Raw genomic sequence first — 26877 nt, forward strand, 5'->3', positions numbered from 1 at the left:
CAAAAAAATCAAAACATTAGAACAAATCATAAACTCATCTTTGAACTTGACCTATAACAATACCTATTCACTAGCTATAAAAAATATATTATGAGCATTAATAACACTGCTGTAACGATAAATATCTATGAAATATTTCCCGAGAAATAAATAAAAAACATGTCGAAAGTTGCAATAAAAAATAATAAAATTATGCCATAATATAGCGATTTACAAAAAACAATGAAATAGCATAATCAGACTCACTCAATCTTTAAACATAAACAGTACAAAGAACAGCTCATTTTGAACTGGTATTTTTCTCTCTATAGCTAATATTAATTTAGTACTTGCAATAAATGTACCTATAACATCATCTGTAAAAGCTAGGATAATGACAGTTCAATTGAATATTTTCTATTTCAATGTCCCGAATACATAGCACCACCTTTTGGTTTGGGATGCCCAATTTAGTTAACTCTTATTTTTCAGCGTCAAAAAAATAGACAAACCGAAATTCTCAGTTTGTCTACATTATTAGTAATTTTACTCTAAAGCTTTGGAAATAAAATTAAACATATAAGAGTTCATCTTAGGTCCCCCGTTCATAGGGTTCCCATTAATAACGAATGAACCTCTATGAACACCTACAATTTGATTATCGGTGTTTATTAATGCTGAACCTGATTGTCCTGGTGCAGTATCAATTGTATAAAAGGCTACAGATGCATCCTCTCTAGTAATATTTCCTCTCGTACCAAATTGAGAAATTTCACCACTTGCCTGCATTAAATCTCCCGGATAACCATAAATACCGATATTTTGATTAAGAAGATTATTCACCTGTTTGATTCCAAGAGTTCCTGCAACATCTCCCGCCTGTTTACTATCTTTTGATACATCTAAAACAAGAATAGCGAAGTCTTCAGAGCTCGAACCAGTTGAAGCCCAATTAGCAGCTACATAATAATCATTAACATTATAAGAACCAAATAATCCAACACTATTACTTACACCAGGGTAAACCTTTGCACTAGTTATAGTTTCTTTTGTTTCCGGATTTATTACACAATGTCCATTTGTTAAAACTTTATTTTTGCCAATTAAAGAACCTGTACAAGAACCACCTTTTCCATCAGGCCAATTTATTTCAATATACGTAATTGCACTATATGGCAATTCTTTAGTATTCTCTACTTTTTTTCTACTATCGTCACCGATGACAATCCGTGGTGATATTTGTAATGGTCCTCTAGCAGTAGAATCATTAATAACAACTGGTGGTGGTGTGATATCGATAAACGAGTGACCTTCCATTATTGAATCAATTTGGACGGGCGAAATTTCTCCCGAACCCTGAACACTTGGTATTTCATTAATTAATTGCGAATTGCTTACATTAAACTCTTCATACTTAATGATTTCACCTTTCGAGTTTACCATGTCATAAGGATGTGACATTTTACTTGGATCAAATGAAAATTCACCTAAAGACTCCTCAGCAAAAACATTCATTGGTACTAATAAAAAGATAAGCATAAAGAATAACCTAATAGTAATTTTTTTCATTTTACTCCTCCTTTTGGTTTAGTCTATTTATAGTTTAATAGAATTGAAAGGAAAAATAAAGAGAAAATATTAAAAATTGGTAAAATATAAATAATTCTGAATATATTCAAAATCCTTTTGATAGCTTTAATTTTCGCTATTTGGACTTAATACTTCAGTCCTATAAATTTAATGCCAAGAGACTGACGTCTATCTTAGGAGAACTAAAAATAGCAATGCTACAATTTAGTGTTCTTATTATCCATTTCAAACTTCAGGAATAAAATCTTTTCTCTACGAATTAACATTATGTAAAATGTTCTAGATTTTAAGCTCTTTTCATACATTGAGTAAAACCTTCCCCCTGCTAATTATCCTCGTAGAGCAACTAACATGAATGGTTTTTTTCCAGGTTCATTAAAAAAGTTATAAGGAGAAGAATAATGTTTGTAACTCATTTTTATGAAAACAAGACGTCCGTTTTAAGTCAGCTGCTCGTAAATTTACCTACTGTCGAAGAGAACATTAAAATTAAAGGGCGTAAAGCAAAAGTTGTTCAGATTGTTCAAATTGACGACAACAACTATCAGGTAAGTATCATTTTTGAAAAAATACCTAAAAAACAACCCTTAAAAGAAATTGGCAAGAAGAAGCGATAGCTCTTCCCTATTTATCTTCCGACGCTATCATTTAATGATAGCGTTTTAACTTTTTAAAAAACGGGAATCGAACTCTAAGAGAAAAATACATTGCGAATTATTCTCAACGATAAAATCTATTCAAGAAAAGTATTTGACTTTTTAATTGATAACAATTATCATTATCAATAGATTATTTCTTCACTCCGCAATGCTTAGTTCAGAATCCCCCCTATTTTTTTGAAATAAGCATGTATCAAACGGATATTCTTACATCAGACTAAGAATATCCGTTTTTTAACTTCTTTCAGCAGATGTTTGACACCCGTTGAAAAAAGTTAAGTTCTCCGTCGGATGTTTTATTAATTGGAGAGATTTACATATATAAAGGAGCTGTTTTACATGGATTATCGTATTGAAAAAGATACTATGGGTGAAATAAAAGTACCTGCAGATAAAATTTGGGGTGCTCAAACACAGCGCAGTAAAGAGAATTTCCAAATCGGAACAGAACAAATGCCTATTGAGCTAGTTCAAGCAATGGCCATTTTAAAGAAAAGTGCTGCAATGGCCAATAATAAATTAGGTAAGCTTTCAGATATAAAATCAAATGCGATTGTGCAAGCAGCTGACGAAATTTTAAATGGTCAATGGGACGATCAATTCCCTCTTGTAGTTTGGCAAACTGGTAGTGGTACACAGTCAAATATGAACGTCAATGAAGTAATTGCGCACCGTGCAAACCAACTTCTACAAAATGCTGGAGAGGCTGAACGCATCCATCCAAACGATGATGTCAATAAATCTCAAAGCTCAAACGATACTTTCCCAACGGCTTTGCATATTGCTGCAGTGTTAAAAGTTGAAGATTATTTACTGCCGCGACTACGTTTACTAAAAGCTACACTTGATAACAAAGCAGAGAATTTTAAAGATATTATTAAAATTGGTCGTACACATTTACAAGACGCCACACCTTTAACTTTAGGTCAAGAAATTAGTGGCTGGGTAGCAATGCTTGCAAAATCTGAGCAAATGATTGCCCAAAATATTGAATATATGAAGGAACTAGCGATTGGTGGAACAGCAGTTGGTACGGGTATTAACGCACATCCCGAATTTGGTGAGCGTGTAGCAGCAGAAATTAGTCAATTAACAGGAAAACATTTTACTTCTGCAGCAAATAAATTCCATGCACTGACAAGTCATGATGAAGCTGTTGTCGCACATGGCGCATTAAAGGCTCTTGCAGCTGACTTAATGAAAATTGCCAATGATGTTCGCTGGTTAGCGAGTGGTCCTCGTTCTGGCATTGGTGAAATTACGATTCCAGAAAACGAGCCAGGCTCATCCATTATGCCTGGTAAAGTAAATCCAACTCAAAGTGAAGCGATGACCATGGTCGTTACACAAGTTGTTGGCAATGATGCAACCATCGCCTTTGCCGCTTCCCAAGGTAATTTTGAGCTAAATGTCTTCAAACCAGTCATTATCTATAATTTCTTACAATCAACTCGCCTACTAGCAGACACAATGAAATCATTTAATGATCATTGTGCTATCGGTATCGAGCCAAATAAAGAAGTGCTTAACCACAATTTACAAAATTCACTAATGCTTGTAACTGCATTAAACCCTTATATTGGTTATGAAAATGCGGCAAAAATTGCGAAGCAAGCCCATAAAGAAGGCACAACATTAAAAGAAGCAGCAATTGCATCTGGTTTACTAACAGAAGAACAGTTCGATGAATATGTGGACCCTGCGACGATGATTTATCCAAATGTAAAATAACAGGAATGCAAGTTCATCACACAGCACCTTCAAAACAATGATATATCAACGTTTTTAGATAATAGCTCCATTATGTACTTAGCAAGGTAGTGTATATTACTGCATGTTTTTGGGGCTTAGTGGGGCTAAATTGGGGCTAATAAAATACGGCGAGCGTGTGTACAAGAATGTGTGAGTAAGAAAGATTGGGGCTATTTGCTTCAATCTTTTTTTGGTATGTGATGAAATATAAAAAGCACCCTCAGTTGAGAGTGCTAACTTTTAGTAATTACTTTTCCGTATTGTCTATATAAAAAATAAACAATGCTATTAAACGTTTCATATAGCGTTTTCCCTTGAAGATTTTTCACGTATGCTTCACGAGCCCTCTTATATTTAGGATCACAAGGAATATCTTTTATATCCAACCACACATTCTGCACTATCACACACTCTTTATCCTCTGTTTTTATAAAAGGCTTATACCTCCTGATACTGCAAAAGTAGTATGGTCATCAAGTGATGAATCTATTGCCACTGTAGATCAAGATGGTAATGTAACAGCTATTCGCGAAGGTGAGGCAATAATTACTGTAACGATAGAAAATACAGATATTTCAGCAACAAGTTCGGTTATTGTTAAAAAACCAGGTAATGCATTTTCGAATGCTATTCTTAGTATCACTTTGGTTAATGGGATAACAAAAGAATATGATGTAACGAATACAGTTTTGAACAATTACTTAAATTGGTTTGAAAGTGCACAAGGCACATCAACATTCAAATTTTCTAAAACAATATCTCCTTATAAAAAAGTAACGGAGTATATTGTTCATGATAAAATTGCTTCATTTGAAGTAAGGGAATACTAAGACAAAAAACCAGGTACTCAACTATTAATGAGCGCCTGGTTTATTTATTTTGGTGACTTAATAATAATTTTTCAACATGTTTTTTTAGTGCCATATTAGCATATCGTAGAACCACATCATTGCCGGGTTTAGCTATATGCACATCAGTAAAATACTCGTCTATCTTTCCCAGCTTCACCAATCTTATTTTGCCTTTTGCTAACAACCTTTTTGAATCGTAATAATCTTGGGTAATGTCTTTTAGTAACCTTTCGAGGATTGGTAAATAAACTTTACTCATTTTCAAATTTTCAATTACTGAGAAATCACGTTGCAACGACTGTACTGCCATTTCTAGAGTAAGCCCGAAATATAAAAAAAGCGCACCTTCTCGGTACGCACGACGAATAGCCATCTATCTGAATTTTTTTTCGGATAGATGGCTATTTTGCACATGTGACTTGGATTTTTTTCGACCAAGGCATGTAATTATTTAAAATCTCTGGTTGTTGGAAATCGGTAAATTTGGCAATTCTGTCATTAACGTCACTAGGTATTAATAGAAATCGATGCCGTTTGCTTTTGCCGTTTCAGCCAAACTTAAACAGATCGCATTTGCTTTAGCGCCTGCTTCACTAACAGAGAAAAGCCAGTTCTTACGACCGATCACATTTGGACGAATCGCATTTTTAACTGGATTATTATCGATTTCAATTCGACCATCGAATAGAAAAGCCTTTAATCCGTGTACACGATTTAATGTGTATTCGGCAGCTTTTGCGAGCGCATTTTTCCCGAAGAAAGGTGATTCGTCAACCCATTTTAGAAACTTCTCTACAATCGGCTTTGAATGTTTTTGCCTTGCTTTTCGGCGTTTACCTGGTGAAAGATGCTTGAATTGACGTTCTAGGTGATACAGTTGATCACAGTAATCCACGCCAATTTGCCCGTTTTTGCTATCAGCTTTCAGCCAATAACGTCGCACATGCGCCCAACAATTGGCAAACGTGACATTAGGTAGATTCCCGTATGCCGAATAACCATCACAAATCACGGTTCCTTTAAAGCCCTCTGTAAATTCTTCTAGTACAGAACGACTTCTCGATAATGCACTTTGAAAAAGAACGATGATCGGTCCTTGACTTGGCACGCTTCGGAACACCCAATTATAGGCGTTCGATTGACCGGATTTTCCGTCTGAACGTTTGATTATTTGCGCATAGGTTTCATCCACATGTAGAACAGATTTTGCTGTTAATGTCTGCTTCATCTGTTCATAAATCGGTAGAAGCCAATCTTCAGCTGCACGGATTACCCAGTTTGATAAGTTCTTATCATTCGTAAGCAGGCCATATCGTTCCCACTCCTTTACCTGGCGGTAAAGAGGTAAGTATTGGATGAACTTATCATAGATGAGTTTTGCTAGAACGGTAGGTCCCGCAATGCTTCGCTGAATGACAGCTTGTGGGGCTTTCCCACGTTTCATTTGTGCTTTTTGTGTGGCATCCATTTTGCAGTGCTTGCACTCGTAGGCATGTTCAATATGCTGGATGCGCATCATTTTTGAACGCCCTGTTTTACCACCACCGCGCCCTTCATAGTCCAAATGTTCATCAAACACCAAAGAGCCGTCATTGTAGTATAAAAAAATAAAACACGTTTTAAACTTTTGCGTCAATGTAAGTGGGAAGTAATATTTTTCGGTGAATGTAATGTAATTTTCGATTTGTTCCTCATCGAAATACATATCATCAACAGTAAGGATGTCACGCTCAATTAATTCAACTAATTTAATACGTCTTTTATTTAAAATTATTTTGCCGTCACGCCACAGCTTGATATATTCATCAATGTACTTATGACTAATCAAAATCAAACTCTTCCTACCTTTGTCATCCACAGTTGAGGGGGTTGAAGAGGAAGATGGTATGTCTTCATTTTTTATCCCAAGCGCATCCTCCAACTTTTCAATCTCTTTCGAAATTGACAGCTTCGTTGCAATCGCTGGATGCTGCTTTAAAAAATTCTGTGTACCATTTTCAATCTTTATAGTCGTTCCATCTTTATCAATATCATCATCACATTTTAAATCGATTTTCAAAAATCGTATATAACGATGTACTTTTGATAATTTAATTGGATCGTCGGCGTGACGTGCTAATAAATCCTTTTCGATTTTTTTAATTTCTTTGTCCATGTCTCCCCCTCCCTCCTATGAGCGTTTTTTAACAATATATTTTCAGAGAGTTGACCCCACGCCGGTCCCAGGGGTTTTATGAATCGCAAAACCTTTTGACCCGGGGGTATCATACTTTTATTTCTTTACCACTTCTCGTCATAGATCCATTTGTTTTTCTTTCCACCGAAACGGTTGTGTCGTTTGTTGTGACAGGCTTTACATAATGTTCGAAGGTTATCTAATTCAAGTGCGAACTCTGGATGATATTCAATTTCTTTTATGTGATCGATTTCTAAAATTGCATCATGTTGTGTTGTTACTTTACCTTCTTTTGCACACCATACACATTCGTGGTTATCACGCTCGAGTGCTTCAAGACGTAGCTTCTGCCACTTGGAAGATTTATAGAACTTCATTTGTTCTTGCTTTGTTTTGTATTGCTGCATGGTTGTTAGTAGCTGCCTTCTAATCGTGTTGGTAATTGATGATTACAATCAGAACATTTTACAATTCCACTAATAGCTTCACATGCTTCTCCATCTGTTAAAGTTACTGTTGTTGTTTTGTATGAACCACATGCCGGACACTCTTTCATATTCTCAATCCTATCCAACTCATCAGCCAATGCTTCAGTATGCTTTGAGATTGCTCGTAACCTTAATTTAGATTTGTCATCAAAGCTTAGATTGATTGTAATATCTCCTACTTTTGCCATTGTTCAGCCCTCTTTCTTGTTATGTTTATATAACCAATAAGAAATCGTGAAAATAATTAAAATCGGAACTGTTACCCACTTGGTTAGGAACCAACCTAATTCAATCATTGTTCATCCATCCACAGTATGAGACTTCTAATAAACCTTTGTTCATTCGTCTTTCAAGTTGCTCCACTAACCAATCGAAATCTTCTTTGAGGACACAACTAACAATTTCTCCAGGACCATCTGTATTCGTTCTTGTAAATCTACCAAAGGATTTAATACACTCTAATCGCTTTAAATCAGCTTCTCTTTTAGAGTCAGTACATTGCTTCGTCAAGTCGTGGTAATAAGGTAATTTAATGTCTCATCTTCATCCATACCTGTAGGCAATACTGGACATTGACAAAAAGGACAACACACTCCATCCATGTGTTTGCTTCTAGACTTAAATGAATGATCTCGATTATCCATACATCTATAGCCAATCTTCATTGTTTATCCCTCCACAACACTTAGTTAATTACATAATAAAAAGCCATCTCGAAATGAGATAGCTTATAGTTACAACATTGGTTTGAATAAAAGAAAACCATAGGCTAACCCTTTTACTCCATAGAACAGACTTGGAGCGAGTATAAACCATGCTAATTTTTCATCCAATTCTTCAACTTTTTCTTTACTAGTCTTTTTCTCTATAACTTTTTCTAATAACAAAGCAATGATAATAATCATAACTGCCAAAAGTAATGAAAAAATCATTTTCCACATTAATGAAGAAGCTAAGAAAAGATAAACTTCTGGGAACAGTATGAAATCGAAAATAGGTACGATCCAATCTATTATTGTTCCATCTAAAATGTTCTTAATTGATGGTTGTTCGTTTGTTAGTTGCCTTTTAACTTCTTTAAGAATTTCCTTTAAAAAATCTCTCATTATCTATTCACCCACAACTCATTTTTTGTTTCCAATTATTTCTACGGAATTGGAGATAAAAAGTTTCGTTGCAGATTTCAATACCATCTCTCAAGGCATAATAAAAAGCACCTCGTTTGAGATGCTTGAGTATTAATTAAATTTTTCTACTGTATTTAAAACTTCCTATTGGTAAGTTTTCAGCTTCTGAAATCTTCTGATTAATAATTTGAATTCCTTCTAAAGTATCATCATTGATTTCTCTAATAATTATTGAATTGGGCAAGGTTTTTTGACACAGCTTGGTGGCTTAGATGAACCTCCACCTCCCTCAGTTCCATGATGTGGTTTGCTTGCATTCGTCGCACTTGCACTACTAGCTAATGCTAAGCTTAAAAATAAAACACCTAAAATAGACAACATTGATTTATTCTTTTTCATAATTTCCATCCTCCATATATTCCACATTTTAGCTTACAATTGTTATATTCTACATAAATTTGTAAATACCTTTTAAATTTTTAGAATTTTTAATTTCTTGTTTCGAAAAGCACCTAGACATTTTTTTCGAAGGAAGAAAACTATTAAAGAACTTATGCGCGGTTCTTTATACTCTTATGATAAATGAGAATTACAAAAGAAAAAGCCACGCTCGCATATGAACGTGACTTTATGGTATTAAATTTCCTTTTCATATCTGTAACAAACTATAGTAAGAGCTATTACAAAAATTACCATGATAGAATACTTTAGAAATGGGATGAAATAAGAAACTAATATATCTCCTTCCATTCCTTTCAACACAGCTCTTTCTCCTGCTAATGTTAGCATCACTATACTAAATGCTAATAGTCCTAGATGAATCCAATGTATTAAACTTGGGTTAAACTCTTTTATTTCGTATGATGCATTATTTAGTTTTTCAATTATCCAATTATTCATCATTCTCACCTCCCATCACCTACAATTGTAGATAGATTTGAAATAAAAGTATGTAATACAATTTTGATAATAAAAAGCCACACCTTGTTAGATGTGACTTCTTTTAATCCTAATTAGCAAAATGACTTTCTACAAAATCAATTCCATCTACTGTAATTATTAACGATAAAGTATCAACAGATCCTTTATTTTTGACGAATCCTTTGTTAACTAGGTAAGTGTATGCCAATTCTTTTTCAGAATCTACAACTAGTTTTTCACCTTTTATTCTTAGGTAACGGTCTTTACTTTAGTGTTCATTATTAAAATAATGTTCATACAGATTGATTAATAACTGCAATCGTAATTCTTTTCTTTTTTCAACAGTTTCTTTGTTCATTTCTACACCTCCTCTTAACCTAATCATAGATTAAAAGGAAACTTTTGTAACATAACATTTTATAAAAAGAGACTACCTATTTAGTAGCCTCTCCTGCTTGTTTCTGACATACAAGAAACTCACTTTACTTCAACTTGCTGAGAGAGCTGGTACGTCGGATGCGTATTTATCTCAAGTTGAAAACGCAAAAAGAAATCCACCTAAACCCAGCATGATTGAAAAAATTGCAAGAGGACTTTCTAATGATAATGAAGTTGAATATGAAGATTTATATAATACTTTAATGATTAAAGCTGGTTATGTAGATGAAAAGACTAGCCTTGAAAGAGTAGTAACTGAGTACATCAAACTTTTGGAATTCATTCGTTTTATCATTAGAGTTAATAAAGAAGAAAAAGGACAAATGTTGGAAGTAAAGGTTTCAACGCTGCGTGGTGAAACTAAACATATAGAAAATGATAACCTAACTGTCGGACAATGGCTAGATATGTGGTTTGAAATGAATAAAGGAAAATGGAAACCTGCTACAATTGAACAACGTGAGATTTTTATAAAACTTTATTTAAAGCCCTACCTTGGGTCATATAAGATTCAAAAACTAGATAAAAATATTTATCAAAAAGTTTTTATTAATGCCTTAGAAACAAAATTAAAGCCTTATTCAATTCATTTCTTGCATAAGACTTTTAGAACTGCCATTAATGCAGCTGTAGCAGATGAAATTTTATTACGTAACAAAATACATGGTGTTGCCCTACCTTCTATAAGAAGTAGAGAAACGAAAAGAATTACCTTACACCACTGCAACTAAATGTATTGCTAGATCATATTAAGCGAAACGAAAATACAGCCTACTTTACTTTATTTTTAACAATTGCCTATACTGGTATGCGCAAAGGTGAGCGTTAGGCCTTCAATGGAGAAATATTGACTTTAATAGTCGAACAATTACTATTGAGCGTCAAAGAGGGAATAACGGTGTTGGAACCACTAAGACACAAAACAGTGAGCGCACCATAAAAGTTGATGATATTGTTTTGCAGCAGTTAAAGAGTTATAGAACGGCAGTCAAAGCTTTGTTACTGTCATATGGCCGTAGATTAAATGACGATATTTCGAAGGATGATTCTTTTATTTTCATATCACCTTATACTGGTGATCCTTTCATTCCAACAGGATTAAACGCGAAATTTAATCGTGCTGTAAAGGCAGCTGGACTTCCAGCAACTACAATACATGGATTACGGCACACTCATGCTACAATCTTGATGAATAACGGTATCCCTGTTAAAGCAATTGCTGAGCGTTTAGGAAATACTCCTGAGATGATTCATACAGTTTACGGTCATGTTCTTAAGGAAATGGAGGAACACACTATATCAGTATTTAGTCAAAGCTTAAAAGAAAGTGGGGCTAACCTATAACTAAAACCTCTCTAACACTAGATATATCAACATTTCTAAGCATTCAATTATTTTACCAAATGTAAAATAACAGGAATGCAAGTTCATCACACAGCACCTTCAAAACATAATGCTCAGACTCCATAATACTTTCAAAAGAATATACAATAGAATTATTATTCTCAAACTCTATAAAAAACTTAAAGCTTTCAAAATTACACAATAGATTGCTAATGCTTTCAACACTTCCAAGATCTTGATTTTTCTTATAAATCTCCACCGCCTTTTCTAACGATTCTTTCAAAACAACCCTCGTCATTTCTGTAAGTTCTTCTTTTTTAGATAGTTTGCTCGTCTTTTGATGATCTTTTAATAAATTCATTATTTCACTATCACTTAAAAGTTCAGAGTTACGCGTAATTTTCAAAGAACATCCTCCTAATTCATAAATAAGTCTTATAACTATGATGTTACCAGTTAATCGTTTTTTATAGATACTTTTACATGTTTTAGCCTTTATTTCTACACTATTACTTTATGTTTCTTCTGCGTTTTTCTCAAACTCTTTTTGTATATAAATCTATATGATGTAACACCGTATGAAAACTCATACATTTCCTGAAAGCATTGCTCCGCTGATCGTTTTAAATACTTGGCCAACTCTTTTGATGTCGCTTCCTTCCACTAGTGACAAGCTTTAAATTATTCAAAGATTCGAAAGCTCGTTAGTGATTTTGTAGTACTGAATTTTGAAACTACAGGGCTTAGTGCTGAAAAAAATTCAATCATCCAAATAGCGACGGTTAGGTATAGAAATTTTGAGAAGATAGATGAATTTTTCACTTACATAAATCCAATTTTAGAGACACCTCCAAAAATAACTAGAATATCAGGTATCGCTTAAGAAGTTGTTATGAATGCTCAACTGCCTAATTGTATAAAAATTGCTATGAGCAAAATCTAGTTAAAATTTAGTTACTCAAATGAATAGCTTTTAAATAGGGGATTGTATATGAGGTTTATAATGGGAATAATAGGTATATTATTAATTACTGTTGGGCCAATGTTGATAGTCATAACAATTAACGATTCTTTATTAATCAAAAATATACTGTTAATAGTTTTAGAGACGTTTTGTATTTTTATTGGCGCAGTTACAATATTAATGGAATCTAGTGTGGAATTATACAGGAAAATAAAATTAAACGTCTGAGCCTGATATAAAATATACCCTCTAAGATAGACACTAAAAAAGTCTCTCTTAGAGGGTACCTTTATTTACAATTAACATAAAAAAACTAGATGGAGCAGAACTTAAGAGAGCTTTGTAAAATTAATTACTTATCTCCAACTTGTTTTAATAAATTCACTGGAATCCAATGTGTAGACTTGTTGCCGTCATCTTTTTTCCAAGTTACATTTAGATAACCATTAATTTCAAGACCTTCTGAATATAAAATACTTGCCTTTTTCAATGTACTTATCGTGGCAGATCCTTTTATTGGATCCAGTTTCAAATCTGCATCTTTTGTTAGCTCAAAACGTACGCCTATTTCGCTTCTTTTCGTCTCAGCGATTTTAAGATCTGTACCAGGATACTGTATACACTCTTTAGAACTAACATCATTGGGACCACAATAAGAAAGTATCTGTCCATTATTTGTAAAAGAAAAACCTGGGTTGGTTCTTTCATTGAACCACATTCCGTAAGTTCCAGTATTACTATCACGATTAATAAAGATATAAGTTGAATTGTTATAGAAAGATGAACGAATTTTTATTGGTACTTCTTTGAAAATTACCAAATCCGTTGATTGTACTCGATATTGCCCCATTTGGTAGAACGTTTTGCCATCATATTTTTCAATATCATACGTTCTAAAGAAGTTATTTCGCTTTACCACTAACGAGTCAAACGTACCATCTGGATTTTTCTTGTACACCTTGATGTCTTTTTTAAAGGTCATTTTTCCGGTTTGGTCTTTTACAACCTCTGCTCCATCATACACCACTTTCGCTTCTGATTTTGTTGGATGTACTACGGCGAATACAAATGCTGCTAGTAACACCATAAAAAACTTTTTCATTATTCTCCTCCTACTAAGCTTTATTTTAAATAACACATTTCCTTAATTATTATATACCAAATTTCTAATATTTTACCAATAATATAATGTTATACCAATAATATAATGTTATACCAATAAGAATATACAAAAAAAGATTGAGGGCTACATGTTTCAAAGGCGCTTTTTCAACTCATCATTATTCTTTGTAAATTAGCGATATTAGTCCCCTATTTTTAACTAGACATGACACTAGTTAATGTTTTATTATAAATCGATTAGAGAATATCAGCTGATTTAAAAAATTGTAGAGGGGTGTTCCTTGATGACAAATAGCAAAATGAATCCAAAGGTTGATGAATTTTTAAGTAAAGCTAAAAAGTGGCAGGAAGAATATTCGGCGTTGAGAAATATCGTTCTTGACTGTGAACTGACTGAAGAATTTAAATGGATGCATCCTTGTTACACGCTTGAGAAAAAAAACATCGTGTTAATACATGGATTTAAAGATTATTGTGCCCTTCTTTTTCACAAAGGTGCTTTATTAAAGGATGCCAATGGGATATTAATTCAACAAACTGAAAATGTACAGGCTGCGCGCCAAATTCGTTTCACTAACGTTCAAGAAATAGTTGGCATGGAAACCATCATAAAAGATTATATTCTTGAAGCCATTGAAGTTGAAAAAGCAGGTTTAGAAGTACCAATGAAAGAGCATAAGGAATACATAATTCCTGAAGAACTTCACAATAAATTCAATGAAATGCCTACCTTAAAAACTGCTTTTGAAGAATTGACGCCAGGACGACAAAGAGCATACATTCTACATTTCTCTCAACCTAAACAATCCAAAACCCGCGTGTCAAGAATTGAAAAATACACGCCACACATTCTTGATGGAAAAGGATTAAATGATTAGGTTTATTCGTGGGAAAATAAATAATTCTGTTATAAAAAGATTGGAGCAAATTGCGAGGGCACTGAAAAACTTACGTTTTCATAAAAGCGAACCTTTATCAGATAAAAATAAGGCACTTCTTGTTCAATTTTGAACAGGAAGTGCCTTATTTCTGTCTCTATTCCTTATTCATTTTCGTTTAGTAGCGTTAATATCCGTTTCAAATTGACAGCGAATATCGTTGTAGCACTTTGAATTTCCATGCCAAATAGACCCGCAGTCGATGCCGTATCGTACCCGTGTCCGTTTTTAATTCACTATTCTTCACTTCTACTTTGTAGCGATTTGCGGCTAATTGCATAAATGCTTCCGTATTTTGAAATGCCTCTTGTTCGGCATGTGTATCCGACTTTTAATAATAAGTACTTAAGAGGAATGGCATTACGTCCATTGTCTACACAATATTTTGTTTTTAACTCTTCTAAAATGAATGAAAAATCATTTGGCACAACAATATCGTAGATCGCCATATATGGACTTAAATGAAGGGGTTTTTGATTTGAAATCATCGGGGGCACCACCTGCACATTAATTCTTTTATTATAGAGGAAAGCGTGACTAAAATAATAGTGTGATACATTGCGTTGTTTGGAGAAGCATCGCTCGACTCCTGCGGGAAAGCGTGACAGACGAGCCCCCGCACGAAGTGAAGCGTAGGAGGAGGCTCGGCACTCGCCCGCGGAAAGCGAGCGCAATGCTTCGGAAAACAACAGTAGAGTCACAGTGCCAAATGAAAAAAGCGAAGTATTCAACGATTTAATCGTTGAATACCTTCAATGTGAGAAGATATAGACTTTTTCAGTGCCCTCGTAAATTGCTTCGATTTTTTTATTTCGGCTGTACTAGAAATCCAAAGAACAAAAGAGACTATCTGTTTAGTTGATAGTCTCCTCTTTAAATAATAACGGACATTTCTTAACATCATGAACCAATCAGTTTTACTCCTCCCAGAACAATTCATCTAGGGTTTTATTTAAAGTTTTACATATAGCAATACATAAATTCAAAGTCGGGTTGTATTTACCTAATTCAATCAAACCAATAGTTTGCCTAGTGACCCCCACTTTTTCAGCCAATTCACCCTGTGATAAATCATGTTCAATTCGAGCCATTTTTAAGCGTATGTTTTTCACATTGATCACCACTATCTTCATCTTCTAACATTCTTTGAATAACTCGATCACTTTTCTTTTTAGCAAGCCCATAAAATAAGATTAAAAGTCCGGCAATAAAAAATGAATACATAAACAGTGTTACAAAAAATACCATAAAGAAATAATATATTGCTTGTGGAGTGCTATCTGCATAGTTGAATGCACTGTTAACACCCATAATAATTGCAATAACCATGCCAATAGCCACACCGAAAATAATAAGTTTAGTACTTAATTTAAATTTACTTGCACTATCGTGAATCTCTACTTCTTCAGTAAATATGCCGAGATATGCTGCTCTGCCACAATAATAAACAGCTGAGAATAATATAATCAACCGTTCTGTTAATACATTTTGTGAGGACACTCCCTCTGTTATGAATTTTATTAGGATCGATATTAAACATATTACTATGACAAAGAAAAAAATCTCTTTGAAAATTTTATTTTGCTGATTTCTAATTCGTTCATCGACGTATTTGCTTTTCCAAAACATCAATATTTTACCTCCCATTGTTTTATGATTTTTATTATACAGAATATTTGTCTTTTTGCAATGTATATATTGCAAAAAGTTAATTATATTTTTCTTTAGTGAAATGATACCCTTTGTACGTCCGTCTCCTAGATCAAATGACAAAACAAAAAAACCACTCATTGTAGAGTGGTCATGTTTATTATCTTTATCTAGTTTTTAAGCTTTCGATTGATCAGTTAAATCTGAAGTCAATGTGCTCTATCGGCCAACAGATGATACTTGTTGTACCCATTATTTTTTCTTTAGGGATGAACCCTAACTCAGGATTTCTACTATCATTACTCTTACGACGATTATCACCTAATACAAAGTAATACCCTTCAGGTACGGTAGTTTCACCTAAGTCTTGGTCTAGTGTAAAATCATAAGTAAGTGACCCAGGATCTTTTAACTCCTTCTTGTACTGATCTAAATAAGGTTCACTGTACTTCTCTCCGTTTATGTATAATTGATCATCCTTATACTCGATCTTATCTCCTGGTAGACCAATGACACGTTTAATAATATTTTTTTCTTCATTGTTAATCATAATATTATTAATAACAACAATGTCAAATCGATCAATTGACTTAAATTTCGGACCGATTTTATTAACAATAACACGATCGTGGTCTTCCAGTGTCGGCTCCATCGAAGCACCTTTTACGAGTACTGGTGTAAATAAAAACTGCTTGATTAAAAATGCCACCAATAAAGCGAACACAATTGCCTTTAACCATTCAACAAACTCATTTGTTTGTTTTTCCTGTATTTTTTCTTCCAAAATTTCACCTCCTAGTGTTTCTCTTAATTAATACGTAAAAAAAGGAAAATAGTTTCAATTTTCTGTTCAAATAATTTATATTTTTTTTTGATATTCACAAACAAAAGTCAAGAAGCCATTTTATGCGATTAACGACTATATCCATCCCTATAATCACTGTCGCTATCAGAAACGATTAAACGACCTGAGCCCATTAAAATTCAGAGATCAAGCCGCATAATACATTTTATTATTAATTTTTCCCCATAGTATCTCCCCCCATTTTAATCTTTGTTTATGCTAGATGACACCATGGCTCTTTATGAGCATTTTTGTTTTCTAAAGAAGATGAAATTGCAAAAATTTGATTGATTGAACTATCAAGTAGAAAGTTGAATATTTCACACTTGTTATAAACTAAATCTTTTTTCATCGCTGCAGTATATAATAATGTATTAACGATTCCATATGCTTTTTCTTTTGGTATTCTCATTGTTAAATTTAAACGCTCCAAAACTTCATCAAAAAAATTCTTATCATTTTCTCTTAGATTTTCAATTTTTTCTACAGGTAACTTTTTAAAAAACAAATGAAAATCTGGATTATTGAAATTATATAATGTAGGATGCTTTACATACTCTTCAAAAAGCCAGATCATAGCTTTTTTAAACCCTTCAATACCTGAGTCAGTTTGTATCATAGCGTACCATTGTTCTTTCAATTGATTTTGAATCATTGACAGTACCTCTAGAAACATCTCCTCTTTTGTTTTATATAGCCTGTAAAAAGTTTCGGTTGATATTCCAATTTCATTAGTAAGAGTAGCGATAGTAGTTAATTTGTATCCTTTCGTTTCCCAACTCTGAACACAGATTTCACGTAGCTTCTGTTTAAGTAATGAAATATCTTCTTCATTCATTTTTTTAGTCATGAGATCGGTTCCTCTAATTAGTATCATTTAGATCAGTCCCTTTCGTTTCGTACTTTCATTGTACGAATCGATTTTCTCTTTTTTCTTACCCATTCCTTACGATTTTATTAATTTGGAAGATAAAAAGGCCTTCCACAGAAGATTGTAGAAGGCAATAGAAAAATTTATTTACGATAAGCACATCCCTCGGGGTATTTACCCTCTCTTAATACAGCGTACTAAGACTTCTACCGCCGTCATTCTCCCAACGATCAATGTCCCAAACAACATCAACATCTTCCCAGCCGTCATGTATTTCTCCGTTAGGAAGGGTATCAGTTCTTACTATAGAAATAATACATCATCCTTTTAATAATATTTCATGTTTCTATATTATGAAATGTTATTTGTTTTGTTCATCACCAAATATGGGGGGTGTTTTGTAGCGAATCATCCAACAGCCACAGAACATAGAACCATTTCTATGGTTGCATACTATTTAATACCGATAATACGCACTCTCTGTTAGGGTAGCGAATCGTTAATGTAGTTAAACTAACTGATATGTTTTTTATAAGAATGAGTGAAAGCTTTGAGGGGCTAATAAGATAGAAACTTTCGTTTTATATTTTTCCAACCTAAAAATTCTTTTATATATTCAGCAGGTGTTATGACAAGTAAGCTTTTAAATTCTTTGTAATAATGTGAAGAATCATAGTAACCATATTGGTCAATGTTTACAGGTGTCTCTTCAAAAGAAAAATGTTGAAGTAAGAGCTGAATACGTATGAATTTACTTAGTTTTTTTGGCCCAAAACCTGTTTTTTTGTAGAAAAGTTCTCGGATATATCGCTCAGAATATCCTGTTTTATGCTGAATTACATCTGGTAAGAACAGCCCATTATTTTCAATAATAGAATCAAAACAAGTAGCGAATATTTCATCACCCAAGTTTTTTTCCTTTTTTTGAGAACCAAAATACTCATTACAAATATGCACTCTTTGTTCGAAATCTCCTGCTTCAAAAACAGCTTGTATAAATTTAGAGTCTAGTGTGCAGCCAAATTCAACATTAACAAACGGTTGTTGAACAATTTGTTTTAATGCACAATTATATTGAATAACTGTTTGTTTTGGATTTAGACGAACCCCAAAATATTTACCTTTTGGGGTAAATGAATAAATTTCACGTGTAGTCGGGGTATTCCCTAAAACAACCTTTTGATCTTTGCCCATGTAAAACATTAAATCTTGGCAAGCATCAGGAATAACATGAATATCACTATTAATGCCTATTGGTTCAAACTCATAATAAAATAGTATATCCTGGATTAAATTGATGTTTGGAGCCAGTTCTCTATAAGAATACGTTTTTTGGACCAATTCAGGTTGGATTGGATAATAGCTACTCAATAAACCGCCCCCTCACTTCACTCTTAGGTAAAATTAAAAGAATCCTTGCGCTTGTTCATTGTAACTAGCTAAGACACATTTAGTCGATTGATACGATTCTAAAGCTTTTAAATGATTTTCTCGACCGATACCTGACTTTTTGTAGCCGCCAAATGCTGCACCAGCAGGGTATTGGTGATACGTATTTATCCAAACACGTCCTGCTTGGATCTCTCGACTTGCTTTATAGGTAACGTTTGTATTACGTGACCATACAGCAGCCCCTAATCCATACATAGTATCATTTACAATTTCAACCGCTTCCTCGAAGGTTTTAAACGTAGTCACTGCCAATACAGGACCGAAAATTTCTTCTTGGAAAATACGCATTTTGTTATTGCCTTTAAAAATAGTTGGTTTAATAAAATAACCATCTAAATGATCAAGGTGATTTTCGGCGCCACCGATTAAACATTCTGCGCCATCTTGTTTGGCAATTTCAAAGTAAGAAAGAATTTTTTTATGTTGTTCTTCTGAAGCTTGTGCACCCATCATTGTTTCAAGTTCGAATGGATCACCAACTTTTATTTGCTTTACTCGTTCAATGGCTTTTTCCATGAAACGATCATAAATAGACTCATGGATCAAGGCTCTAGATGGACAAGTGCAAACTTCACCTTGATTTAAAGCAAACATAACTAATCCTTCAATCGCCTTATCTAAATATCCTTCATCAGCATCCATGACATCTTCAAAGAAGATATTAGGAGATTTACCAACTAACTCTAGTGTAACAGGAATTAGATTCTCAGATGCATATTTCATAATCAGTTTGCCGACAGCTGTAAAACCCGTAAAGGCTACTTTGGCAATACGTGGGCTTGATGCTAACTCTTTCCCTGCCTCTTCACCAAAACCATTAATGACGTTTAATACACCTTTTGGTAATAGGTCTTGAATAAGTTCAACTACGAATAAGAATGATACTGGCGTTTGTTCTGCTAATTTTAATACAACACTATTTCCTGCAGCAAGTGCTGGCGCCAATTTCCAAACTGCCATTAAAATAGGGAAGTTCCATGGAATGATTTGGCCAACTACACCAATTGATTCTTGGTAATGATAAGCTACTGTATCCTCATCAAAAGGTGTCATTTGCCCTTGTTGTGCGCGAATGGCACTTGCAAAATAGCGGAAGTTATCAATTGCCAATGGAATATCAGCATACATAGTTTCACGAATCGCTTTCCCATTATCCCAAGTTTCTACTCTTGCAATTTTTTCAAGGTTTTCTTCCATACGATCTGCAATCGCTAGTAAAATACGTGCCCGTTCTGCTACGGGCGTTTTCCCCCAAGTTTTTTGGGCTTCATGAGCGGCATCTACTGCTAGCTCTACATCTTCTTTTGTGGAACGAGCTACACATGTAAATATTTCTTTCGTGATAGGCGTTATTATCGAAATACTCTCCATTTACAGGTGCTACCCATTCACCACCAATAAAATTGTCATATTTCTTTTTAAATTGAATGCCAGACTCTTTAATATTCGGTTTAACATTTAGCATAATTATCGACCCCTTTAATGATGATTATGATGCTGTTGTTCTTCTTTTACAGGTACCTCATGTTGAATCTCAAAACTACTTAACACTAGTACACAAATCATTAAACCAGCCACAATGTAAATATGCTTTGGAATGGCTTTTATAAAGATAGGAAACATCTCACGATTCCATACGCCGATAGAAATGATAGCACTTACAATAAACATCATTGTAAAAAAGATAATGCTTACCGTTAAATATTGGGTAGTCATTAATGTTAGCATCGCGCCCATCATTGCTCCCATAAAACTAGATCCTAGGCTTTCCATGAATAGGTACATTGGTAAGCCTATTGACAGTAAATAGCCTAATGCAATAGAAATAAAAATAGATGCTATTGCACCTAGTACCATATCGGGAAGCCAGGTAGCCATATTCATCCCAACAGCAGTACTCATTGTCATAGAAATGAGCATTATACAGCACTTGGCCATGCCATGATTAGCAAAACGCTGTTTTAATAAACGGTTAGTGATTACCGTAAAAGTAACAATTACCAACATGCTTAGGAATGGTAGCATATAATCACCCCTTTAAGAGTTTTATTGTCTATGACAAGACGAAGTTGTGTGACACTTCTTGTCGGGTCTAGGGACGTCTATTGCTGGGTTTCGATCAAAGAATCCAACCGGCTTTAATTGGAAGTTAATGTATGCAGTTGGCATTACAGGCCAATCTTCAGGGCGCGGGATATGATGATGGCCCATTGTGTACCAAACGACAATATCTTCATCATCAATCGAACGGTTATTCTCAACGTATTTTGGAAGTCCATCGCCTCCAGCATGTTGATTTGGATACATACCTGTTGCATATTTTTCATTTTCATCAAATTGCGTAACGTGTAAATGGTGTTTAAGGAAACCAGCACGTTTCATAACGCTTGCTTCTTCATGAGCAAATGGGAAGCAATTTTCGCCAGGCAAAATTTTATATCCAACAGGTTGATTCACTCGGTTAAGTGAGTTTTTATTGATAATTTTCCAAGTACGCTGCGTTTTTAAATCTAAATTACGTAATGCTTCCTTCTCCGTTTTAAAGATACGTGAAATAGGATAGAAACCATTGCCGTTAGGATTGTGTTCTCCCAATGTTTCGGATACTGTTTCTGTTTCAACTACAGAGTTATTTTCACCGTCTAACATCGTATCAAGTCGGAAATTAAAGAAGTGTTGATGATGTGATGCGTTTAATCCTGGAGAAATCTCAGATCCATATTTTGTTTGGATGCCATCTACACATGTACCAGTGTTTAAAATACCTGTTAGTTTAACTTCAGCTTCAATCGTACCGTCTTGGTAGAAACTCCAATAGAAGCCGTAATCATAATTTCCAACTGTACAGAAGAATGAAATCACTAGTCGACGTGAGCGCCGTACTTCTACATGGCCAGTACGCCAATCTGTATGTTTCCAACCAATCCCGTAATCTTCTTCGTGTAAGCAAATCGCATTTTTGATCGTACGCGCATTCCCTTTAACATCAGCTACAACACCATCAAAGTATTGAATTTCGCCAAAGCAGTCGCAGCCTAGTTCTAGCGAAGTGGCTAATTGACCCATTCCATATTCACCCGCATCAAAGGCATTTTGTGTGTTATGCGAAAATGTTGGTTCACCATAAGGGACAACCATTTCTGATAATGCTGCACGATAAAGAACTGGACGATCCTTGCCTTTGTCATGGTAATTAATTGTGTATAATACAAGGCCCTCACGTGGTGTAAATCCATAGCGGAAACTCCACTTTTGCCATTTGATCAAATTGCCTTCAATTGTAAAGCTTGGACCTTCAGGTTGAATGATTTCCAATGGTTTTAAGTCATTTCTAAACACAATTGTTTCATCAACTTCAGGATGGTAATTACCTGATGTTGTTGGAATTGGACGTACCCCGTGATCTTCTACTTTGAAAACTTCCATTTTGTTTAGGTCTACATACGTTACAATACCTGTTAAAGGGTAAGCATATCCGTTATCTTCTAGTGATTGTTTTTTCCAACAAATCGCACGAAGTAAGCGTTTACCTTCATGTTCCTGAACACCAAAATTCCCCGCTGACCAAGGATCCACCATAATTAAATCAGGATTGTCAATGCCACGTTTCTGTAAAGCTGCTATAAAATCAGGGTGGCTCTTTACTAATTCTTCACATTGCTCAAATTCCTCTAAGGCTACATTTGGTTGTACGCCAGGAATATATTCGAAGGAATCAACTTTTTCTAAAGTTAAATTTACAACTGCTTCAAATGTTTTCAATTCTTTATCATCTAAAATCACTAAAAATACTTGGCGATCTACAGTATTAACTGGTTTGTAATTTAGTACTTCTGATTTCTTAGGTTCATGTAACATTACCGACATAAATCGTACATGTTCAGACAACTGTTGCTGTTCCTTGACTATTTGAACAGCTTTTTCAATTTCTACTTCAGATAATGGTGATAATGGGTGGCTTAGCTCAACGTTTGCATTAACCTTTACTGACATTCTATCAACCCCTTATAATTTGTTCCCTTTAATTATAATCAGAAAATTCAGTGAAGTGATTGTAAATAACGGCATTTTTATAGATAAGTTACTTTTCAACTATAAAAATGCGATATTTTCTACTTTAAGTATTCTTTATTTTCATAAAAAATACTAATTGAGCTGCTGTCTAGGTCATTTTTTCGTAGCCAATTTGAGAAGCAAGTTGTTTTTGTTGAAAAAAAAAACAGCTAAGCACCTATTCGCTTAGCTGGGTTTATTTTAAAATTATGCCTTAATTCTACCCATGACAATCGTATTATAATAGTTGCCATCTGAAAGGAGCTTATCATTTTTTAAGACGCCTTCAACTTCAAAGCCAAGCTTTTTATAGAGCAAAATCGCTTTTTCATTTGTCTCTACAACAGTCAAGGCCATTTTTTTTATGTCATTAGCGTCAGCCCACTCTACTGATGCTTTTAAGAAGTTTTTTCCTATACCATAGCGCCAAAATTCCTTTAAAACACCTACACCAAAGTCTACTTTATGTGCAATTCTTTTTAATGGAGACCCCGCACATCTAGAAAATCCGACAATGCGATTATCAACTTCTGCTACTAAACACAAATTCCTTGGACTTACCGTGTCCTCCTTAATGATCTCTTCAAAACCTGTCGTATCGATGAAGCCTTCCCCTTGTTCTCTATCGAAGTTTTCCGTCTCTCCATCAAGCTGTAGCCTCAGATTGGATAATGCTTGGGCATCTTCTATATTGGCAGATCTAATAATATAATGAAGTTCATTTACATTAAATTCTTGGCTGTTTATGCGCATTATTGAAACCCCTTTTACTTAGTTTGAAAAAAGTACTTGGCTGAATGGTCACGAATCGATTATGCCAAACGGACTCGTGGTGCCTTATAATTTGCTGTGCATTTAATACGTGACTATCTAGTGTGGTATGTGCATCTTCAACTAAAATATTATGTTGGTATCCACGACTATAGGCATTTCGGATGGTCGTATCAAGACAAAATTCTGTTTGAGCACCAGCGAAAATAAGCTGCTCAATTTGTTGTTCCTGTAAGTATTGCGCTAATTCCGTTTGATAGAATGCATCCCACGTTGTTTTTTGAATCACTTTATCCTCTGATTGTCGTAGAAGCCCGTGATATAGATCCCAGCCTGGCTTACCAAACGAAAAATCATCATCTTTATTTGAATCCGTATGCTGGATAAAAATAATCGGAACTTCGCTGTGGCGCGCCCAAGTTATTAACATATTAATATTTTCTAACACTTTTTCATAATCAAATAAGTAGTTTTCACTATCCAAAAAGAATGCTTCCTGCATATCCACAATAATTAATGCCTGCTTCATATTGTTCTCCTTTAGGAATCTGACTTTAATTCTCTTATTGTACAAAAATATGTTTTCCATTTAAAGAGAATTATGAGAAATAAATATAAACCCCCTCCGCATAATGCCACGAAGGGGGTAAACAACATTTTATTTCATTAATTCTTCAACAAATTCAACTGGTACATATGTTTTAGTTGGTTCTAATAAAGCTGGTGCTACTTTAAAATAACGAAGTGCTTTATTATAGCCGTATTCTTTTTGATCACGTGTAATTGTATAAGATAATGCGCCTTTAGAGATAATAGCGCCTTTTCCTGTTGATTCTACTTTAAAGCCTAACTCTTCGGCAATTAAACGTAGTGGTACCATTTTAGTACCTTCAACCTCATAAAAGTCTTTGTTTATAATTTCTTGTACAGCAGCTTTAGATGGATCAGTTTCACCAGGATCAACCTCACCCGGCTCTTGTGCAATCGTATCTAAAACGACAACTTTTGAAGGTGGTGTTTGTGCCGGGATACTCATTGTTGCAATTGTATAGAACACTAGTAAATGTTGTTCTGCTAAATCCTCATCCTTTACTTTTTTACCAGATAGGCTAAGTAATTCCGTTTCTTTACCAACATTTAATTTTAGCGTGTTATCAGTATTCACTAATTCTTTATTGAAAAAGTCTACTTCAACAGTTCCCATTTCTTTTGTTTCAACAATAATTACTTCTGGGTTATATTGTGGTGGATAAATCATCAGCATTGGCTTATTTGCATACGTGTATGCCGTTACTTTATCACCTTTTTGTAGTTTAACTTCTTTACCAGTATTATCGAAAACTAGTGTATCGTCATTTACGACAAATACATTTGTATTTTCTTCCTCTTTTACAGTGTAATATGTTGAATCCTCACGTTTTTCAACATTCTCAATTGTTCCAGCTATTTTAATAAAAATAGGTTGAACTTGTGGATTTTGCTCATTATTATCAGTAGCGTTCGTCACAACCGCTGTCCCTTCGTTTGCTGATGCAGTTGGAGCTACTACAGCGCCCCCGATTAATAATGCTGACATGGCAAATGGTACGACTTTCATCATTTTCATAAAAAAGCATCTCCTTCATTTCACGAATTCATAGTAGTAGTCGGTTATAAAAGAAAAAGGTTACAACATTGCCAACATTTTTTTCATTCCGTTGAAAAAGCCGTGATTCTTTTACGATGAAGAATCACGGCTTTCTCTTATGCTATTTGAATGAGTATTTTGTTCGATTCGGGAGTATCCGCTTGCCTTCCGCTATTTCCTTCCTTGTTTCGCGCGGGTATTTGCTTGCCTTCCGTGAGTATTTCCTTTCTTGCTTCGCGCGGGTATTTCCTTCTTGCTTCGCGCAAGTATTCGCTTTCCTTCCGCGGGTATTCGCTCTCCTTCCGCGGGTATTCGCTCTCCTTCCGCGGGTATTTGCTTTCCTTCCGCGGGTATTTCCTTCTTGCTTCGCGCGGGTATTTGCTTTCCTTCCGCGGGTATTCGCTCTCCTTCCGCGGGTATTTCCTTTCTTGCTTCGCGCGAGTATTCGCTTTCCTTCCGCGGGTATTTCCTTTCTTGCTTCGTGCGAGTATTCGCTCTTCTTCCGCGGGTATTTCCTTCTTGCTTCGCGCAAGTATTCGCTCTCCTTCCGCGGGTATTTGCTCTCCCTCCGCGGGTATTCGCTTGCCTCCCGCGGGTATTCGCTCTCCTTCCGCGGGTATTTCCTTTCTTGCTTCGCACGAGTATTTCCTTTCTTGCTTCGCGCGAGTATTCGCTTGCCTTCCGCGGGTATTCACTCTCCTTCCGCGGGTATTCGCTTTCCTTCCGCGGGTATTTCCTTTCTTGCTTCGCGCGAGTATTCGCTTTCCTTCCGCGGGTATTCCCTTCCTTGCTTCGCGCGGGTATTCGCTCTCCTTCCGCGGGTATTTCCTTTCTTGCTTCGCACGAGTATTTCCTTTCTTGCTTCGCGCGAGTATTCGCTTGCCTTCCGCGGGTATTCACTCTCCTTCCGCGGGTATTCACTCTCCTTCCGCGGGTATTCGCTTTCCTTCCGCGGGTATTTCCTTTCTTGCTTCGCGCGAGTATTCGCTTTCCTTCCGCGGGTATTTGCTCTCCTTCCGCGGGTATTTGCTCTTCTTCCGCGGGTATTTGCTCTTCTTCCGCGGGTATTTCCTTTCTTGCTTCGCGCGGGTATTTCCTTCTTGCTTCGCGCGGGTATTTGCTCTCCTTCCGCGGGTATTCGCTCTCTTTCCGCGGGTATTCGCTTGCCTTCCGCGGGTATTCACTCATCTCCCGCGGGTATTCACTCATCTCCCGCGAGTATTCCCCCGATCCGCGCGGGTATTTGCATTTAATCATATT

29 protein-coding genes and 5 pseudogenes are annotated in these 26877 nt (G+C 35.2%); 8 read left to right on the forward strand and 26 right to left on the reverse strand.

Going from position 1 to position 26877, the window contains the following annotated elements:
- Positions 1-525: 525 nt before the first annotated feature.
- Positions 526-1548 (reverse strand): trypsin-like serine peptidase, encoded by a 1023-nt coding sequence (locus tag ACYQ73_RS13415; RefSeq protein WP_460012951.1) that lies wholly within the window; start codon positions 1546-1548, stop codon positions 526-528.
- Between the two features lie 422 nt (positions 1549-1970).
- Here ACYQ73_RS13415 and ACYQ73_RS13420 point away from each other — a divergent pair, with 422 nt between their 5' ends.
- From ACYQ73_RS13420 to ACYQ73_RS13430, 3 genes are all read left to right on the forward strand, one after another.
- Positions 1971-2186: a hypothetical protein gene (locus ACYQ73_RS13420; RefSeq protein ID WP_370083458.1), complete on the forward strand. Its 216-nt coding sequence runs from the start codon at positions 1971-1973 to the stop codon at positions 2184-2186.
- Positions 2187-2567: 381 nt separating this feature from the next.
- Positions 2568-3959 carry a class II fumarate hydratase gene (fumC, locus tag ACYQ73_RS13425; protein WP_460012952.1) on the forward strand — a complete coding sequence of 464 codons (1392 nt, stop codon included), beginning with the start codon at positions 2568-2570 and terminating at the stop codon, positions 3957-3959.
- A 335-nt stretch (positions 3960-4294) separates the two neighbouring features.
- On the forward strand, positions 4295-4810 hold the full coding sequence (locus tag ACYQ73_RS13430) for an Ig-like domain-containing protein (protein ID WP_460012953.1): 516 nt from the start codon (positions 4295-4297) through the stop codon (positions 4808-4810).
- 40 nt (positions 4811-4850) lie between these two features.
- Here the strand turns inward: ACYQ73_RS13430 and ACYQ73_RS13435 are convergent, their stop codons facing one another.
- The 9 genes and pseudogenes from ACYQ73_RS13435 to ACYQ73_RS13475 all read right to left on the reverse strand — a co-directional run bounded on the left by ACYQ73_RS13435 (position 4851) and on the right by ACYQ73_RS13475 (position 9522).
- Positions 4851-5204 (reverse strand): aconitate hydratase, encoded by a 354-nt coding sequence (locus ACYQ73_RS13435; RefSeq protein WP_460012954.1) that lies wholly within the window; start codon positions 5202-5204, stop codon positions 4851-4853.
- A 28-nt stretch (positions 5205-5232) separates the two neighbouring features.
- A pseudogene (tnpC, locus tag ACYQ73_RS13440) lies at positions 5233-6356 on the reverse strand (IS66 family transposase); the annotation flags it as partial.
- A gap of 387 nt (positions 6357-6743) precedes the next feature.
- Positions 6744-6986, reverse strand: a pseudogene (locus ACYQ73_RS13445) (P27 family phage terminase small subunit); the annotation flags it as partial.
- Between the two features lie 125 nt (positions 6987-7111).
- Complete coding sequence (locus ACYQ73_RS13450; RefSeq protein ID WP_460012955.1) at positions 7112-7414, reverse strand: HNH endonuclease; 303 nt, start codon at positions 7412-7414, stop codon at positions 7112-7114.
- Between the two features lie 5 nt (positions 7415-7419).
- A complete protein-coding gene (locus ACYQ73_RS13455) occupies positions 7420-7683 on the reverse strand; it encodes a hypothetical protein (RefSeq protein ID WP_460012956.1) in 264 nt (87 codons plus the stop codon).
- A 100-nt stretch (positions 7684-7783) separates the two neighbouring features.
- Positions 7784-8005, reverse strand: a complete 222-nt coding sequence (locus ACYQ73_RS13460) for a hypothetical protein (RefSeq protein WP_460012957.1) — start codon at positions 8003-8005, stop codon at positions 7784-7786.
- A 224-nt stretch (positions 8006-8229) separates the two neighbouring features.
- Positions 8230-8601 (reverse strand): hypothetical protein, encoded by a 372-nt coding sequence (locus ACYQ73_RS13465; RefSeq protein WP_460012958.1) that lies wholly within the window; start codon positions 8599-8601, stop codon positions 8230-8232.
- A 249-nt stretch (positions 8602-8850) separates the two neighbouring features.
- Positions 8851-9021, reverse strand: a complete 171-nt coding sequence (locus ACYQ73_RS13470; protein ID WP_460012959.1) for a hypothetical protein — start codon at positions 9019-9021, stop codon at positions 8851-8853.
- Between the two features lie 237 nt (positions 9022-9258).
- Entirely contained in the window at positions 9259-9522 is a 264-nt protein-coding gene (locus ACYQ73_RS13475; protein ID WP_460012960.1) for a hypothetical protein, read from the reverse strand.
- A gap of 476 nt (positions 9523-9998) precedes the next feature.
- Here ACYQ73_RS13475 and ACYQ73_RS13480 point away from each other — a divergent pair, with 476 nt between their 5' ends.
- Both ACYQ73_RS13480 and ACYQ73_RS13485 read left to right on the forward strand, forming a co-directional pair.
- The gene (locus tag ACYQ73_RS13480) at positions 9999-10712 is read left to right on the forward strand and encodes a tyrosine-type recombinase/integrase (protein WP_460012961.1); all 714 of its coding nucleotides are present in this window, start codon (positions 9999-10001) and stop codon (positions 10710-10712) included.
- A 106-nt stretch (positions 10713-10818) separates the two neighbouring features.
- Positions 10819-11325: pseudogene (locus tag ACYQ73_RS13485) on the forward strand (site-specific integrase); the annotation flags it as partial.
- A gap of 52 nt (positions 11326-11377) precedes the next feature.
- On the opposite strand, the gene ACYQ73_RS13490 reads toward ACYQ73_RS13485, so the two are convergent.
- Entirely contained in the window at positions 11378-11731 is a 354-nt protein-coding gene (locus tag ACYQ73_RS13490; protein ID WP_460012962.1) for a hypothetical protein, read from the reverse strand.
- Between the two features lie 315 nt (positions 11732-12046).
- Between ACYQ73_RS13490 and ACYQ73_RS13495 the strand changes: the two genes are divergently transcribed.
- Positions 12047-12208 carry an exonuclease domain-containing protein gene (locus tag ACYQ73_RS13495; protein WP_460013221.1) on the forward strand — a complete coding sequence of 54 codons (162 nt, stop codon included), beginning with the start codon at positions 12047-12049 and terminating at the stop codon, positions 12206-12208.
- Between the two features lie 433 nt (positions 12209-12641).
- Here the strand turns inward: ACYQ73_RS13495 and ACYQ73_RS13500 are convergent, their stop codons facing one another.
- Positions 12642-13391 carry a hypothetical protein gene (locus ACYQ73_RS13500; protein WP_460012963.1) on the reverse strand — a complete coding sequence of 250 codons (750 nt, stop codon included), beginning with the start codon at positions 13389-13391 and terminating at the stop codon, positions 12642-12644.
- Between the two features lie 304 nt (positions 13392-13695).
- On the opposite strand from ACYQ73_RS13500, the gene ACYQ73_RS13505 reads away from it, so the two are divergent.
- Positions 13696-14289, forward strand: coding sequence for a YdeI/OmpD-associated family protein (locus ACYQ73_RS13505; protein ID WP_460012964.1), 594 nt, complete (start codon positions 13696-13698; stop codon positions 14287-14289).
- Between the two features lie 164 nt (positions 14290-14453).
- Here the strand turns inward: ACYQ73_RS13505 and ACYQ73_RS13510 are convergent.
- The 5 genes and pseudogenes from ACYQ73_RS13510 to lepB form a co-directional block, all read right to left on the reverse strand.
- Positions 14454-14680, reverse strand: a pseudogene (locus tag ACYQ73_RS13510) (transposase); the annotation flags it as partial.
- Positions 14586-14837: a hypothetical protein gene (locus ACYQ73_RS13515; protein WP_460012965.1), complete on the reverse strand. Its 252-nt coding sequence runs from the start codon at positions 14835-14837 to the stop codon at positions 14586-14588. The pseudogene ACYQ73_RS13510 and the gene ACYQ73_RS13515, both read right to left, overlap by 95 nt.
- A 429-nt stretch (positions 14838-15266) precedes the next feature.
- The gene (locus ACYQ73_RS13520; protein WP_053482180.1) at positions 15267-15461 is read right to left on the reverse strand and encodes a helix-turn-helix transcriptional regulator; all 195 of its coding nucleotides are present in this window, start codon (positions 15459-15461) and stop codon (positions 15267-15269) included.
- A complete protein-coding gene (locus ACYQ73_RS13525; RefSeq protein WP_460012966.1) occupies positions 15427-16122 on the reverse strand; it encodes a DUF6773 family protein in 696 nt (231 codons plus the stop codon). The genes ACYQ73_RS13520 and ACYQ73_RS13525 overlap by 35 nt, the downstream gene beginning before the upstream one ends.
- A 70-nt stretch (positions 16123-16192) precedes the next feature.
- Positions 16193-16783, reverse strand: coding sequence for a signal peptidase I (gene lepB / locus ACYQ73_RS13530; RefSeq protein ID WP_460012967.1), 591 nt, complete (start codon positions 16781-16783; stop codon positions 16193-16195).
- A 127-nt stretch (positions 16784-16910) separates the two neighbouring features.
- Here lepB and ACYQ73_RS13535 point away from each other — a divergent pair, with 127 nt between their 5' ends.
- Positions 16911-17003 carry an IS3 family transposase gene (locus ACYQ73_RS13535; protein WP_460013222.1) on the forward strand — a complete coding sequence of 31 codons (93 nt, stop codon included), beginning with the start codon at positions 16911-16913 and terminating at the stop codon, positions 17001-17003.
- 54 nt (positions 17004-17057) lie between these two features.
- On the opposite strand, the gene ACYQ73_RS13540 is transcribed toward ACYQ73_RS13535, so the two are convergent.
- The 9 genes and pseudogenes from ACYQ73_RS13540 to ACYQ73_RS13580 all read right to left on the reverse strand — a co-directional run bounded on the left by ACYQ73_RS13540 (position 17058) and on the right by ACYQ73_RS13580 (position 26874).
- The gene (locus ACYQ73_RS13540; protein ID WP_460012968.1) at positions 17058-17693 is read right to left on the reverse strand and encodes a TetR/AcrR family transcriptional regulator; all 636 of its coding nucleotides are present in this window, start codon (positions 17691-17693) and stop codon (positions 17058-17060) included.
- Between the two features lie 579 nt (positions 17694-18272).
- Entirely contained in the window at positions 18273-19085 is an 813-nt protein-coding gene (locus tag ACYQ73_RS13545; protein ID WP_460012969.1) for a helix-turn-helix domain-containing protein, read from the reverse strand.
- A gap of 33 nt (positions 19086-19118) precedes the next feature.
- Positions 19119-20631: pseudogene (locus ACYQ73_RS13550) on the reverse strand (aldehyde dehydrogenase family protein).
- A 14-nt stretch (positions 20632-20645) separates the two neighbouring features.
- Entirely contained in the window at positions 20646-21173 is a 528-nt protein-coding gene (locus tag ACYQ73_RS13555; protein WP_460012970.1) for a hypothetical protein, read from the reverse strand.
- A 39-nt stretch (positions 21174-21212) separates the two neighbouring features.
- Positions 21213-23159, reverse strand: a complete 1947-nt coding sequence (locus ACYQ73_RS13560; RefSeq protein ID WP_460012971.1) for a primary-amine oxidase — start codon at positions 23157-23159, stop codon at positions 21213-21215.
- 267 nt (positions 23160-23426) lie between these two features.
- Complete coding sequence (locus ACYQ73_RS13565) at positions 23427-23972, reverse strand: N-acetyltransferase family protein (RefSeq protein WP_460012972.1); 546 nt, start codon at positions 23970-23972, stop codon at positions 23427-23429.
- A complete protein-coding gene (locus ACYQ73_RS13570) occupies positions 23947-24519 on the reverse strand; it encodes a cysteine hydrolase family protein (protein WP_460012973.1) in 573 nt (190 codons plus the stop codon). The genes ACYQ73_RS13565 and ACYQ73_RS13570 overlap by 26 nt, the downstream gene beginning before the upstream one ends.
- Before the next feature lie 129 nt (positions 24520-24648).
- Positions 24649-25596 (reverse strand): stalk domain-containing protein, encoded by a 948-nt coding sequence (locus tag ACYQ73_RS13575; protein ID WP_460012974.1) that lies wholly within the window; start codon positions 25594-25596, stop codon positions 24649-24651.
- A gap of 192 nt (positions 25597-25788) precedes the next feature.
- Positions 25789-26874, reverse strand: coding sequence for a hypothetical protein (locus ACYQ73_RS13580; protein ID WP_460012975.1), 1086 nt, complete (start codon positions 26872-26874; stop codon positions 25789-25791).
- Between the last annotated feature and the right edge of the window lie 3 nt (positions 26875-26877).

The organism is Lysinibacillus sp. CTST325, assembly GCF_054665055.1.

What these genes read in the sequence shown, in the direction of transcription:
- ACYQ73_RS13415 (WP_460012951.1), bottom strand. Translation starts at nt 1,548, where the DNA reads ATGAAAAAAATTACTATTAGGTTATTCTTTATGCTTATCTTTTTATTA.
- ACYQ73_RS13420 (WP_370083458.1), top strand. Translation starts at nt 1,971, where the DNA reads ATGTTTGTAACTCATTTTTATGAAAACAAGACGTCCGTTTTAAGTCAG.
- fumC (WP_460012952.1), top strand. Translation starts at nt 2,568, where the DNA reads ATGGATTATCGTATTGAAAAAGATACTATGGGTGAAATAAAAGTACCT.
- ACYQ73_RS13435 (WP_460012954.1), bottom strand. Translation starts at nt 5,204, where the DNA reads ATGGCTATTCGTCGTGCGTACCGAGAAGGTGCGCTTTTTTTATATTTC.
- ACYQ73_RS13450 (WP_460012955.1), bottom strand. Translation starts at nt 7,414, where the DNA reads ATGCAGCAATACAAAACAAAGCAAGAACAAATGAAGTTCTATAAATCT.
- ACYQ73_RS13455 (WP_460012956.1), bottom strand. Translation starts at nt 7,683, where the DNA reads ATGGCAAAAGTAGGAGATATTACAATCAATCTAAGCTTTGATGACAAA.
- ACYQ73_RS13465 (WP_460012958.1), bottom strand. Translation starts at nt 8,601, where the DNA reads ATGAGAGATTTTTTAAAGGAAATTCTTAAAGAAGTTAAAAGGCAACTA.
- ACYQ73_RS13470 (WP_460012959.1), bottom strand. Translation starts at nt 9,021, where the DNA reads ATGAAAAAGAATAAATCAATGTTGTCTATTTTAGGTGTTTTATTTTTA.
- ACYQ73_RS13475 (WP_460012960.1), bottom strand. Translation starts at nt 9,522, where the DNA reads ATGAATAATTGGATAATTGAAAAACTAAATAATGCATCATACGAAATA.
- ACYQ73_RS13500 (WP_460012963.1), bottom strand. Translation starts at nt 13,391, where the DNA reads ATGAAAAAGTTTTTTATGGTGTTACTAGCAGCATTTGTATTCGCCGTA.
- ACYQ73_RS13505 (WP_460012964.1), top strand. Translation starts at nt 13,696, where the DNA reads ATGACAAATAGCAAAATGAATCCAAAGGTTGATGAATTTTTAAGTAAA.
- ACYQ73_RS13515 (WP_460012965.1), bottom strand. Translation starts at nt 14,837, where the DNA reads ATGATTTCAAATCAAAAACCCCTTCATTTAAGTCCATATATGGCGATC.
- ACYQ73_RS13540 (WP_460012968.1), bottom strand. Translation starts at nt 17,693, where the DNA reads ATGACTAAAAAAATGAATGAAGAAGATATTTCATTACTTAAACAGAAG.
- ACYQ73_RS13555 (WP_460012970.1), bottom strand. Translation starts at nt 21,173, where the DNA reads ATGTTGGTAATTGTTACTTTTACGGTAATCACTAACCGTTTATTAAAA.
- ACYQ73_RS13560 (WP_460012971.1), bottom strand. Translation starts at nt 23,159, where the DNA reads ATGTCAGTAAAGGTTAATGCAAACGTTGAGCTAAGCCACCCATTATCA.
- ACYQ73_RS13565 (WP_460012972.1), bottom strand. Translation starts at nt 23,972, where the DNA reads ATGCGCATAAACAGCCAAGAATTTAATGTAAATGAACTTCATTATATT.
- ACYQ73_RS13570 (WP_460012973.1), bottom strand. Translation starts at nt 24,519, where the DNA reads ATGAAGCAGGCATTAATTATTGTGGATATGCAGGAAGCATTCTTTTTG.
- ACYQ73_RS13575 (WP_460012974.1), bottom strand. Translation starts at nt 25,596, where the DNA reads ATGAAAATGATGAAAGTCGTACCATTTGCCATGTCAGCATTATTAATC.
- ACYQ73_RS13580 (WP_460012975.1), bottom strand. Translation starts at nt 26,874, where the DNA reads ATGATTAAATGCAAATACCCGCGCGGATCGGGGGAATACTCGCGGGAG.